Genomic DNA, 12,267 nt, shown 5'->3' on the forward strand with positions numbered 1-12,267 from the left:
GCTGTGTCTGGGACGCTTGCGCGTCGCCTGCAATGGAGAAAATGATGGAATTGGCAAACAAGCAAATATATACGCAGGAACCAGGATTTTTCAAGCGCCTGAGCCTGATCGATTGGCTGTATGGCGCCGGCTTGCTGGCCGCATCCTTGTTCGGCCTGGTGCGCTTTGGCGCCTTCATGGATATCTATGAAAAAGCCATCTTGCTGGCTGCGGCGCCCACGTTCGCGTGGCTGGGCTGGTACTGGAAGCCCGTGCGCTGGCTGATCCCCGTGGCAGCCGTGCTGTCGCTGTTCGCCATCGAGCTGTACGCTGGCCACCTGGAGATGGCGAACCAGAAATTCTTCCTGAAATATATCTTGTCGAGCCAATCCGCCATCTTGTGGATGGGCACCCTGTTCGTGCTGTCGACCCTGTTCTACTGGATCGGCCTGGTGGCGCGCTCGGAATTCGGCTCGTCCGTTGGCTCCCTGCTGTGCTGGGCCGGCGTCGTGCTGGGTCTGACGGGCATGCTGGTGCGCTGGTACGAGTCTTACCTGATCGGTGCCGACGTGGGCCACATTCCCGTGTCGAACCTGTATGAAGTGTTCATCCTGTTTTCCCTGATCACGGCCATGTTTTACCTGTACTACGAACAGCATTACGCGACGCGCCAGCTGGGCGCCTTCGTCATGCTGGTCATTTCCGCGGCCGTCGTGTTCCTGATGTGGTACACGGTCACGCGCGACGCGGCCGAAATCCAGCCGCTGGTGCCGGCCCTGCAAAGCTGGTGGATGAAGATCCACGTGCCGGCCAACTTCATCGGCTACGGCACCTTCGCCCTGTCGGCCATGGTGGCGGCGGCCTACCTGCTCAAATCGAGCGGTTACCTGGTCGATCGCCTGCCGTCGCTGGAAGTGCTCGATGACGTCATGTACAAGGCTATTTCCGTCGGCTTCGCTTTCTTCACGGTAGCGACCATCCTGGGCGCCTTGTGGGCGGCCGAAGCATGGGGCGGCTACTGGTCGTGGGACCCGAAAGAAACGTGGGCGCTGATCGTCTGGCTCAACTATGCAGCCTGGCTGCACATGCGCCTGATGACGGGCTTGCGCGGCCGCGTCGCCTCGTGGTGGGCGCTGGTGGGCTTGCTGGTGACGACCTTCGCGTTTTTGGGCGTGAATATGTTCCTTTCTGGATTACATTCTTACGGCAAGCTTTAATTGTTTTTTGCATGACAGAAGCGTCATGAACGGCCCGGGAAAACTGGTGTAAGGTACAAACAATCACCTTTTCCCGGAGCCGCCATGTTGATCAAGCGCAGTCCCAACGGCATTGAGTTGCCGTATTCTTCCGAAATCACGCCGCGTGCCGTGTTTGAATCGCGCCGCAGCTTCATCAAGCAAATCGCCCTGGGCTCCGTGTCCAGCGCGGCCTTGCTGGAAATGGCCAGCCGCGAAGCGTTCGCGCAAGGCACCAATCCCAAGCTGGCTGCCAAGCTCAATCCTGCCTATTCGGCGCTGGAAAAGCAGACGGCGTATAAAGACGCCACCAGCTACAACAATTTCTACGAGTTCGGCACGGACAAGAGCGACCCTGCGCAAAACGCGGGCACCCTGCGCACGCGGCCATGGACAGTCAGCATCGAGGGCGAAGTCAAGAAGCCCATGACCCTGGACCTCGACGCGCTGCTGAAGCTGGCGCCGCTGGAAGAGCGCGTGTACCGCTTGCGCTGCGTGGAAGGCTGGTCGATGGTCATCCCGTGGGTCGGTTATTCCTTCTCGGAAATCATCAAGAAGGTCGAACCGACGGGCAATGCGAAGTACGTGGAATTCATCACCCTGGCCGACAAGAAGCAGATGCCAGGCGTGGGCAGTCGCGTGCTGCAGTGGCCCTACACGGAAGGCTTGCGCATCGATGAAGCGAATCATCCGCTGGCGCTGCTCACCCTGGGCATGTATGGCGAAACCTTGCCGAATCAGAATGGCGCGCCCGTGCGCATGGTGTTGCCGTGGAAATATGGTTTCAAATCCGCCAAATCCATCGTCAAGATCCGTTTCGTCAAGGAGCAGCCGCGCACCTCCTGGAACCTGTCGGCGCCGTCCGAATACGGTTTTTACTCGAACGTGAATCCGAACGTCGATCATCCGCGCTGGTCGCAAGCTTCCGAGCGGCGCATCGGCGAAGACGGTTTTCTCACCCGCAAGCGCAAGACCCTGATGTTCAATGGCTACAACGATGTCGCTTCCTTGTATGCGGGCATGGATCTGAAGAAGTTCTTTTAAGGAAATACCATGGCCCTCAACCCCACGAGCAAGCAGTTGTCGCTGCTGAAAAGCCTGATCTTCTTGCTGGCGCTGCTGCCGTTCGCGCGCATGGTCTGGCTGACGTACACGGGGCAACTGGTGGAGCCGCTGGAATTCATCACGCGCGGCACGGGCGACTGGACCCTGTATTTCCTGTGTATCAGCCTGGCTGTCACGCCCTTGCGGCGCCTCACGCAATGGAATTGGCTGATCAAGCTGCGGCGCATGCTGGGCCTGTTCGCCTTTTTCTACGCGGCGCTGCACTTCACCACTTTTTTATGGTTTGATCACTTTTTCGATGTGCAGGAAATGTGGAAGGATGTGCTCAAGCGTCCGTTCATCACGGTGGGTTTCATCGCTTTCGTGCTGCTGATTCCGCTGGCCGTGACGAGCACGAACGGCATGGTGAAACGCCTGGGGGGCAAGCGCTGGCAGTGGCTGCACCGCTTGATCTATGTCATCGCGCCGCTGGGTATCTTGCACTTCTGGTGGATGAAGGCGGGCAAGAATAATTTCGCGCAACCGATCCTGTTCGGCAGCATCGTCGCGCTACTGCTGTTAATACGCGTGTATTTTTCCTGGATCAAGCGGGAGAAGAGCGCCAGGGCGGCCAAGGCTGCCACCCCGGTACGCTCGGCCTAGGTTGCTGGCACGATCACCGGTGGCGGCGGCACGGGCGCCGGTTCGACCGGGCCTTTGGCTGGCGCGCCCTTGGCCGCTGGCGGCTTGGGCAGGTACAGGGGACCGGGTTGGCCGCAGCCGGCCAGGACGCTAGAAACCACAATGGCGGTGCCGATATAAAACGCTGAGGATGACTTCACGATTAGAATCACGGTTTGATTAAGATCTTTGGAGTGTAGCATGAGCGAATCGGAATTCCTGGCCCTGGCCGAAGCCACCCTGACCCAGATCGAGGCGGCGCTGGACCGGCTGAACGATGAAGACGTGCTCGACGTCGAATGCAGCCGCAGCGGCAATGTGCTGGAAATCGAGTTCATCGATAACGGCACGAAAATCATCGTCAACAGCCAGGCCCCCATGCGCGAAATGTGGGTGGCCGCCCGTTCCGGCGGTTTCCACTACAAGCGCGTGGGCGACGAGTGGATCAACACGCGCGACAGTTCGGAACTGTTTGCGGCTTTGTCTGCCATGGCCAGCGAGCAGGCGGGCGCGGCAGTTGTATTGAAGTAAGTGTTTGAAGTGATGCATGAAAAATGGGCAGCCTTTGCGGGCTGCCCATTTTTTTGTGGTCCAGTGTCGGGTAGGTCGGCTTAGGCCGCAGGCCGTAACCCGACACCACCACCGGCGCCAACGATGTTGTCGGATGACGCGCTTGCACGCTAATCCGACCTACCCGGCCTACGTGTTTAAAATAGCTCGTTCTTCACAGCCTCTTTCGCCTTCTCTTCCTCCGGCGTGCCGCGCGCCGCGCCTTCCAGGCTGCCCACGCCCGTGCCCGGTGGATTTTCCGCATAGTAATACTCGTCGCCCACGTGGATCAGGCCTTCCGGCACGGCGCGTTCCTCGACGGGGATGCTCTTCAGGGCTTTCGCCATGTAGCTGATCCAGATCGGCAAGGCCAGGCCGCCGCCCGTTTCCCGGTTGCCCAGGTTGCGCGGCTGGTCGTAGCCGATCCAGGCGATGCCCACCAGCTTGGCCTGATAGCCGGCGAACCACGCGTCGATCGAATCGTTGGTCGTGCCCGTCTTGCCGGCCAGGTCGGGACGCTTCAAGGCCATGGCTTTATTGGCCGTGCCGAAGCGCACGACGTCGTTGAGCATGCTATTCATCATGAAGGCGTTGCGCTCGTCGATGACCCGGTTGGCTTCCTCGCCCGCCAGGTCCGGCTTGGCTTGCGACAACACATTGCCGTCGCTATCGGTCACCTTGGCGATCAGGTACGGGTTGATCTTGTAGCCGCCATTGGCGAACACGGCATACGCGCCGGCCATCTGCAGCGGCGTCACGTTGCCGGCGCCCAGGGCCAGGGTCAGGTACGGCGGGTTCTTGTCCGCGTCAAAGCCGAAGCGCGTCGCGTATTCCTGGCCATACTTGGCGCCGATCTTGTGCAGGATGCGGATGGAAATCATGTTCTTCGATTTCATCAAGCCTTTGCGCATGGTCATCGGACCATCGTATTTGCTGTCGTAGTTCTTCGGTTCCCACGCCTGGCCGCCCGTCTGGCCCGCGTCGAACGAGATCGGCGCATCGTTGATGATGGTGGCCGGCGACAGGCCCCGTTCCAGCGAAGCGGAATAGATGAAGGGCTTGAAGGCGGAACCTGGCTGGCGCCACGCTTGCGTGACGTGGTTGAACTTGTTGCGGTTGTAATCGAAGCCGCCCACCATGGCGCGAATGGCGCCGTCCGTGGTGCTGGCCGAGACGAACGCCGATTGCACTTCCGGCATCTGCGTCAAGACCCAGGCGTTGCCTTCTTGCATGACGCGGATCACGGCGCCGCGCTTGATGCGGCGGTTCGGCGCCGCTTTTTCCGACAGCCAGGCCGCGCCGAAGGTCAGGCCGGGGCCCGTGATCGTGATTTCCTCGCCGGCCGACGTGACTGCCTGCAGCGATTTGGGCGACGCTTGCAGCACCATGGCGGCGATGATGTCGTCGCTGTCCGGATGGTCGGCCAGTTCCGTCTCGATCGCGTCATCCGCTTCGGCCTTGGTTTTCGGAATCTCGATATACGCTTCCGGGCCGCGGTAGCCGTGGCGCTTTTCGTAATCCATCACGCCCTTGCGCAAGGCGATGTAGGCGGCGTCCTGGTCTGCCTTGGTGATGGTGGTGTAGACATTCAAACCGCGCGTGTAGGTATCTTCCTTGAATTGCTCGTAGACCAGCTGGCGCGCCATTTCCGACACGTATTCCGCATGCACGCCAAAGGCGCTGCTGTCGGTTTTCACTTTCAGCTCTTCATTCTTGGCTTCCGTGTATTGCTCTGGCGTGATGTAGCCCAGCTGCGCCATGCGTTGCAGGATGTATTGCTGGCGCATGCGCGCGCGTTTCGGATTGACGACGGGATTGTAGGCCGACGGCGCCTTCGGCAAGCCGGCCAGCATGGCTGCTTCGGCCACGGTCAGGTCCTGGATGTTCTTGCCGAAATAGATTTGCGCGGCCGAAGCGAAGCCGTAGGCGCGCTGTCCCAGATAAATCTGGTTCATATACACTTCGAGGATCTGGTCCTTGCTGAGATTTTTCTCGATCTTCCAGGCCAGCAAGACTTCATACGCCTTGCGCTTCAGGGTCTGTTCGCTGGACAGGAAGAAATTGCGCGCCACCTGCTGCGTGATGGTCGAGGCGCCTTGCTTGGCGCCGCCCGTCAGGTTGTGCAGGGCCGCGCGGGTGATGCCCAGGTAATCGACGCCGCCATGTTCATAGAAGCGGTCATCTTCGATGGCCAGCACGGCTTTCTTCATGACATCGGGAATATCCTTGATGTGCACCATGTTGCGGCGTTCCTCGCCGAATTCGCCGATCAGCACGCTGTCGGACGTGAACACGCGCAGCGGCATCTTTGGCTTGTAATCGGTCAAGGTATCGAGCGCCGGCAGGTTTGGATAGGCCATGGCCAGGCCAAAGACCACCAGCAAGACGCCGACGATGCCCAGGCCCAGCAGCGATGCCAGGGCCATCAGCAGGAAACGTTTGGGTTTGCTGCCCTTGGTGGGCGGCTTCGAGCCAGCGGGGCCAGCGGATTTTGAAGATGTCATGCGTCGTATGTCTTTCGGTTAATTATGCCGGCCAATTATAAGCGAGCTTGCCGGGGTGGCAGCGCGCTGTGGCGCTTGCCGGGGGGAGTGTCGAAACTTGCCGATACTCTATATAAGCGTGTATTGGCCCGCTGGCAACCAGGATTTGGTAACAATTATTCTGCGCCAGATCACGGCCCGTCCAGATAGGCGCCGCGCGCAGCACACTCCGGCGTGAAATCCGTTTACAAGCCAGCGCTGCCGGGACTAGGCTTTCGGATGGCAGGAACCTTCCCACGCTGACGTTTTCTCTATGAAAAACATGTCCATCAGCAATTTTCTTGGCACCAGCTTGCTGGGCGTCGATATCGCGGACGATGCCGTGCGCGTCGTCGAGTTGAGGCGCCGGCGGGGAAAGCTGTCGTGCCGGCATTGCGGCGCCGCCACGCTGGAGCCCGGCGTGATACTGGAAGGTAATGTCGAGGACATGCTGGGCCTGGCCGATGCCCTGCGCCAGGCACACCGCGACAGTGGCAGCGCCTGCACGCGGGTGGCGCTGGCCATGCCGGCCACGGCCCTGATCACGCATGCGATCCGCTTGCCCGCCGGATTGGCGGAAGAACAGCTGGAAATTCTCGTGGAACTGGAAGCGGCGCAATACATGCCGTTTGCGCTGGAAGACGCCAGCCTGGATTTTTTCATTCTCGGCCCCGCGCCGCCGCTGCCCGGCACGGCAGGCAAGGAGGTCGACGTGCTGCTGGTGGCGGCGCGGCGCGCCAGCGTGCAGCGCCGTCTCGATGCGGCCAGGGCGGCGGGCCTGTTGGCCGTCGTCATGGATAGCGAGGCGCTGGCCTTGCAGGCGGCGCTCGCGCAGGGTGGCTGGCAAGCCTTGCCCGACGGTGGCGTGGCATACCAGCTGGCCTGGGGCCTGGCTTTGCACCGGTACGCCCGATGACGGTCCGCGGGCAAGTCCAGCGCATCAACCTGTTGCCGTATCGCCCAGCGGCACGGCGCAGGCGCATTCAGCTGCTGCTGGGGCAATTGGCGGGCGGGGCGCTGCTGGGATTGCTATTGGCCCTGGCGACAGGCGCTTGGCAGCGGCACGAGCTCGACGCGCAGCTGCGCCGCCAGGAGGGCTGGCGCAGTGCCATGCAGCAAGTCGATGCCGTCCTTGCCACCAGCAAGCGGGTGCAGGCCGAGACGGCGGCGCTGCTGCTGCGCCAGCAGGCCATTGCCAGTTTGCAAGAGCAACGCAATGCCTGGGTGCGCATGCTGGACGCGCTGGCCCGGGCGATGCCGGCCGGCGTGGCCTTGCACAGCGTGCGCCAGGAAGCGGCGATGGTGCGTCTGCAGGGGCAGGCTGCGTCGCAGGACAAGGTCGCGGCACTGCTGCTGGCGCTGGAACAGGCGGCGCCCTGGTCCCGGCCGGAATTGGTGGAAGTGCGACTGGAAGTGCGCGGCGCGGCCGATGGCGCCGTGGAATGGACGGTACGGCTGGCTTTGGCACCTAGTCCTGGAGGTTGATCATGCTGAGCTTGAAGACTGCATCGCTGTGGCCGCTACCTGCGCGCCTCGCTTGTGCGGCCCTGGCCGGTACGCTGGTGGCGGCCGTACTGCACCTTGCATGGCTGGATGGCTTGAGTGTTGCCGTGCAGGCGGCGCAAGGCGAGCAGGTCCGCTTGCGCGCCGCCTATCTGTCGGCGCAGGCCAGGGCGAAGCAGTTGCCGCAATGGCGCGCACAGCAGCGCCAGGCCGGCGCCGAACTGGCCCTGCTGGAACAGCAACTGCCCGACCAGCAGGCGATGGCGTTGCTGTTGACGCAGATTAATGCCGCAGGCCAGTCGCGCGGGCTGCAATTTTCCCTGTTCAAGCCCGGTGCGGCCCAGCCGCAAGCGCCCTATGTCGCCTTGCCGATCGCCATACAGTTGCGCGGCGGCTACCACGCCATGGGCGCGCTGCTGGCGGACCTGGCGCGCCTGCCGCGCATCGTCACGGTGCATGGGCTGGCCTTGACCCTCGGCAAGGATCGCTTGCTGACCCTCGATGCCGTGCTGCACGCGTATCGCTTGCCCGCAGCGGGGGAACGGTTGGTACAAGCCGTTTTGGCCCCCAAGGCCGGCGCGCCGGCATGGCGTCCGCTTGCCGCCGTCGCGCCGCATCCCTACGCGGCGGCGGCCCTGGCCGATCCTTTTAACGCCTTGCCGCCGGCCAGCGCGACGGGTCCGCTGGGTTCTGTGGCTGGGCCCGACCCACGCCGTGTTCGCGAAGCGCTGGAAAGCGTGTCCTTGACGGCCATCAGCATGGTCGGCAGCGTGCAGCAGGACGGGCGTCTGAGCGCGCTGCTGCTGGCGGGCCAGCGCGTGTACCGGGTGGCGGTGGGCCAGTACCTGGGGCAAGACCACGGCGTGGTGACGGGTATCAGTGAACAGGCTGTGCAGTACCGTGAATTGCTGCGCGAGGCGGATGGTCCCTGGCGCGAGCGGCGCGGCAGCCTGGCCTTGCAGGTGGCGGGGGCGGGGCCGAAAGCCAGCGTGCCCGAGGCGGCGCCATGAGGCCGCGCCGCATGCTCCTGGCCGCCCTGCTGTGTCTGCATGCCTGCGGGCTTGCCCGGGAGGCCGTGGTGCACGTGTCGGCCCCGCGCCTGTATGCGGGCGAGAAGATTTCCGTCGACTTCCAGAACGTGGGCGTGCGCGCGGCCCTGCATATCCTGGCCGATGCGTCGGGCCAAAACATCATCGCCAGCGATAGCGTGGCGGGCAATGTGACCCTGCGCCTGCGTGACTTGCCGTGGGACCAGGCGCTCGACGTGTTGCTGCAGGCCAAGGGCCTGGACATGCGGCGCAATGGCAACGTGCTGTGGATCGCGCCACGCGAGGAAATGCTGGCGCGCGAAAAACTGGAACTGGAACAGCGCGCGCAGATCGCGGAACTGGAGCCGTTACAGTCGGCCATCTTCCAGCTCAATTACCAGAAGGCCGAAGCGTTCCGCACCGTGTTCGGCCTGGACGCGGGGGAAGGGCGCAGCCGGCTGCTGTCGCGCCGTGGCAGCGTGCTGATCGAGCCGCGCACGAATCAGCTGTTCGTCACCGACGTACCGGCGCGCCTGGAGCAGATCCGTCAACTGATCGCCAAGACGGATATTGCGACACGGCAAGTAATGATCGAGGCGCGCATCGTCGAGGCGAACGACAGTTTCAGCCGCAACCTGGGCGCGCGCCTGGGTTTTACGGACCAGCGCCTGGCGGCAGGCCAGCTGCCCGGTTTTTCCCTGGGCGGCGGCGGGCGCCGCGCGGCCATCGGCGGCAGCTACCAGGGCGTGGGCGAGGCGACGGGGCAAACGGTGGCAGGTGGCGGCGCCTTCGTGCCGAACACGCAATTCGTCAACTTGCCAGCCGCCAGCATCAATGGCTTGCAGCCGGCCAGCTTCGCCCTGAGCCTGTTTTCGGCGGCCGCCAATCGCTTCCTGAACCTGGAACTGTCCGCGCTGGAAGCGGACGGCAGGGGCAAGATCATTTCCAGCCCCCGCGTGGTGACGGCCGACAAGGTGCTGGCGCTGATCGAGCAAGGCATCGAACTGCCGTACCAGGTGGCCACCAGCAGCGGCGCCACGTCGATCACGTTCCGCAAGGCGAACCTGCGCCTGGAAGTGACGCCGCAGATCACGCCGGACGGCAACGTGGTGCTGGAAGTGGATGTCAACAAGGATAGCGTGGGCCAGGAAACCCGTTCCGGCTTCGCCATCGACACCAAGCACGTGCGCACGCAGGTGATGGTGGAAGACGGCGGCACGGTGGTGCTGGGCGGCATTTATCAGCAATCCGAGCGGGGCACGGACAGCAAGGTGCCGCTGCTGGGCGACATCCCCGTGCTCGGTGTTTTTTTCCGCAGCACGGGCCGCAGTCAAGAAAAAACGGAACTGATGGTGTTTATTACGCCGAAAATAGTGGCAGATCGGCCAGCAACACGTTAATGTCACATCTTTACGTTTAAGTAACAATGCACACGAAAGCGGACTGATGGCGACTATGCGGAATGTATCTTGGGGCAACACTTATTGGAGTCGGGTATCGAATTGGCTGGTCTTGCTGGCGTTGGGCACCTTGCTGGCCGCGTGTGGCGGCGGTGGTGGTGATCCCACCATCGATGGCGGCAGCAGTGGCGGCACGACGGGCGGTGTACCGGCGACAGTGAGCGTCAGCTTGCTCAATGCGAATGGACAGGCCAGCAGTACCGTCAGCGTCAACGCGCCCTTGACCGCCCGGGCACAGGTGCTCGACAAAAATGGTGCGGGCGTGGCAAATGCCCTGGTGACGTTCGCGGTGGACAGTTCGCTGGCTGTGCTGGCACCAGCTACCGCCTTGACCGATGCCAAGGGTATTGCCAGCGTGACCATGCGCCCCGCCAGTAGCGCGGCCAGCGGCGCGGGTAAAGTGACTGCCAGCGTGACCACCGCCGCAGTCACCGTCAGCGGTGAAGCCAACTATCAGATTTCGTCCAGCGTGGCCTCGAAGGCCAGCATCGGTGTCGCCTTGCTGACTGCCTCGGGCAGTGCCAGCAACGCATTATCGAGTTCCGCTCCTTTGACGGCGGTGGCCATCGTCAAGGACCAGGATGGCAAGCCGCTGCCGGACGCCTTGGTGGTGTTTGCAACGGATAATGCCCTGGCCACGCTGTCGCCCTCTGCCGGCACGACCCTGAGCGATGCCAAGGGCGAGGCGCGCGTGATCCTGCGGCCCGTCAGCCTGGCAGTGGGCGGCGCGGGCACCCTGACGGCGGCCGTCGTCATGAATGGCACGACTTCGACCAGTGCCATCAACTATGTCGTGGGCGCAACAACCCTGACATTTGGCAACATTGCCTTTGAAACGCCGTCCCTGGAGGCATATGGTTCGACCCAGGTATCGCTGGATGTGTTGTCTGGCAGCGTGAAATATACGGACCAGAGCCTGGCCGTGAACTTCACTTCCTCCTGTGTCACGGCTGGCAAGGCCACCTTCGCGCCTGTGGTGCAAACGGCCAACGGCAGTGCGCGCGCCGTCTACCGCGATCTCGGTTGTGGCGTCAACGATGTCATCTCCGCCACTGCCAGCGGCGTTTCGGGCAGCCGCAGCGCGGTGCTGCCGATCGCTGCGCCACAGGCGGCCTCGGTCCAGTTCTATTCGGCCATTCCTGCCGACAAGTCCATCGTCATCAAGGGTGAGGGCGGCCTCTTGCGCAGTGAAACGGCCACCTTGAAATTCCGTGTTTTCGATACCTTCAATAATCCCTTGCCGGGCTTGAAAGTATCGTTCTTGAAAGCCGATCCGAATGCGGAAGTCGATCTCAACCCCGTTTCGGGTACTACCGATGCCAATGGTGAAGTGACTACCAGCGTCAGTTCCCGTTCTACCCCCTTGTCTTTCCGTATCCGTGCCACGCTCGACGGCAAGGGCGTGTCGACCCTGTCCGATTCCATCGTGGTCTCGACGGGGACGCCGGTGCAGAAGGCGTTTTCGCTATCCATCAGCGACAGCAATGTCGAAGGCCTGGACGTCGACGCCAACGGCAGCGCGGCCTCGGCCTCCGTGACGGTGGCCATGGGCGACAAGTTTGGCAATCCCGTGGCCGACGGCACGCCCGTTGCCTTCCAGACCAACGTGGGCGTGGTGGGTAGCGCAAGCAAGGGCGGCTGCAATTCCGTCAACGGCGCTTGCTCGGTGGATTTCCGTGCGCAGCAACCGCGCGTGCCGACGCCGAATACGCCAGCCACCGTCTGCAACGGCCCGCTGGGCAGCAGTGACAGCACCCGCGCTGGCGTGGGCACTATCTGCGCCAGCACCAGCGACGGCAGCGCCACCCCCATCTTTGCCAAAATCAACTTCTTTATCAGTGGCAGCCGTCCGGCGACGACCATCCTGAACGGCAACAGGACTTTGACGACGGGAAATGATATCAACGACCTGGGCGACGTGAACTGGAACGTACCCAAGGTGTTTACCTTGCAGATCAATGACATCAACAACAATCCCATGCCCAGCGGTACCTCGGTGGAAGTGGCCAATATCGTGCGCGCGGCCAGTGGCGGCGTCTCGCCATCGACCGTGCAAAAGACCTTCCCCTCAACTGCCAGTGCGCCGCCCCTGTATCAGGGCACGAGTCATCTCGTCACCATCAGCAGCCCGTCGGGCGTGCCATGTACTCCCGGGGTGGCGACATTCAATGTCAATATCACCACGCCGCATTTACTAACTACCAGCTATCCGTTTAAACTGACGTTCACATGCCAATAATGGAGTCACAGGGCGACAACAGCAAGA

At 62.5% G+C, this 12,267-nt stretch carries 10 protein-coding genes and 1 pseudogene; 9 read left to right on the forward strand and 2 right to left on the reverse strand.

The window, feature by feature from the left end; genetic code table 11:
* Nucleotides 1-44: 44 nt before the first annotated feature.
* The 3 genes from ccsB to JAB1_RS04125 all read left to right on the forward strand — a co-directional run bounded on the left by ccsB (nucleotide 45) and on the right by JAB1_RS04125 (nucleotide 2,921).
* On the forward strand, nucleotides 45-1,196 hold the full coding sequence (gene ccsB, locus JAB1_RS04115) for a c-type cytochrome biogenesis protein CcsB (RefSeq protein ID WP_034778299.1): 1,152 nt from the start codon (nucleotides 45-47) through the stop codon (nucleotides 1,194-1,196).
* 84 nt (nucleotides 1,197-1,280) lie between these two features.
* Nucleotides 1,281-2,258, forward strand: a complete 978-nt coding sequence (gene msrP, locus JAB1_RS04120) for a protein-methionine-sulfoxide reductase catalytic subunit MsrP (RefSeq protein ID WP_034778301.1) — start codon at nucleotides 1,281-1,283, stop codon at nucleotides 2,256-2,258.
* A gap of 9 nt (nucleotides 2,259-2,267) precedes the next feature.
* A complete protein-coding gene (locus tag JAB1_RS04125) occupies nucleotides 2,268-2,921 on the forward strand; it encodes a protein-methionine-sulfoxide reductase heme-binding subunit MsrQ (protein WP_034778303.1) in 654 nt (217 codons plus the stop codon).
* Here JAB1_RS04125 and JAB1_RS04130 read toward each other — a convergent pair.
* Nucleotides 2,918-3,100 carry a lipoprotein gene (locus JAB1_RS04130; protein WP_034778304.1) on the reverse strand — a complete coding sequence of 61 codons (183 nt, stop codon included), beginning with the start codon at nucleotides 3,098-3,100 and terminating at the stop codon, nucleotides 2,918-2,920. The genes JAB1_RS04125 and JAB1_RS04130 overlap by 4 nt on opposite strands.
* 40 nt (nucleotides 3,101-3,140) lie before the next feature.
* Here JAB1_RS04130 and cyaY point away from each other — a divergent pair, with 40 nt between their 5' ends.
* The gene (cyaY, locus tag JAB1_RS04135) at nucleotides 3,141-3,470 is read left to right on the forward strand and encodes an iron donor protein CyaY (protein ID WP_034778305.1); all 330 of its coding nucleotides are present in this window, start codon (nucleotides 3,141-3,143) and stop codon (nucleotides 3,468-3,470) included.
* 176 nt (nucleotides 3,471-3,646) lie between these two features.
* Here the strand turns inward: cyaY and JAB1_RS04140 are convergent, their stop codons facing one another.
* Nucleotides 3,647-5,992, reverse strand: coding sequence for a penicillin-binding protein 1A (locus JAB1_RS04140; protein WP_046681678.1), 2,346 nt, complete (start codon nucleotides 5,990-5,992; stop codon nucleotides 3,647-3,649).
* 301 nt (nucleotides 5,993-6,293) lie between these two features.
* On the opposite strand from JAB1_RS04140, the gene pilM reads away from it, so the two are divergent.
* The 5 genes and pseudogenes from pilM (at nucleotide 6,294) to JAB1_RS04165 (ending at nucleotide 12,240) form a co-directional block, all read left to right on the forward strand.
* A complete protein-coding gene (gene pilM / locus JAB1_RS04145) occupies nucleotides 6,294-6,926 on the forward strand; it encodes a pilus assembly protein PilM (protein ID WP_175445013.1) in 633 nt (210 codons plus the stop codon).
* Nucleotides 6,923-7,495 carry a PilN domain-containing protein gene (locus JAB1_RS04150; RefSeq protein ID WP_070278923.1) on the forward strand — a complete coding sequence of 191 codons (573 nt, stop codon included), beginning with the start codon at nucleotides 6,923-6,925 and terminating at the stop codon, nucleotides 7,493-7,495. The genes pilM and JAB1_RS04150 overlap by 4 nt, the downstream gene beginning before the upstream one ends.
* A gap of 2 nt (nucleotides 7,496-7,497) precedes the next feature.
* Complete coding sequence (locus JAB1_RS04155; RefSeq protein WP_070278925.1) at nucleotides 7,498-8,523, forward strand: pilus assembly protein PilP; 1,026 nt, start codon at nucleotides 7,498-7,500, stop codon at nucleotides 8,521-8,523.
* A gap of 86 nt (nucleotides 8,524-8,609) precedes the next feature.
* A pseudogene (locus tag JAB1_RS04160) lies at nucleotides 8,610-9,941 on the forward strand (type IV pilus secretin PilQ family protein); the annotation flags it as partial.
* Nucleotides 9,942-10,053: 112 nt separating this feature from the next.
* Nucleotides 10,054-12,240 (forward strand): Ig-like domain-containing protein, encoded by a 2,187-nt coding sequence (locus JAB1_RS04165; RefSeq protein WP_070278927.1) that lies wholly within the window; start codon nucleotides 10,054-10,056, stop codon nucleotides 12,238-12,240.
* Nucleotides 12,241-12,267: the final 27 nt, after the last annotated feature.

The sequence above is a fragment of the Janthinobacterium sp. MP5059B genome (assembly GCF_001758645.1).
Lineage (GTDB): Bacteria > Pseudomonadota > Gammaproteobacteria > Burkholderiales > Burkholderiaceae_D > Janthinobacterium > Janthinobacterium lividum.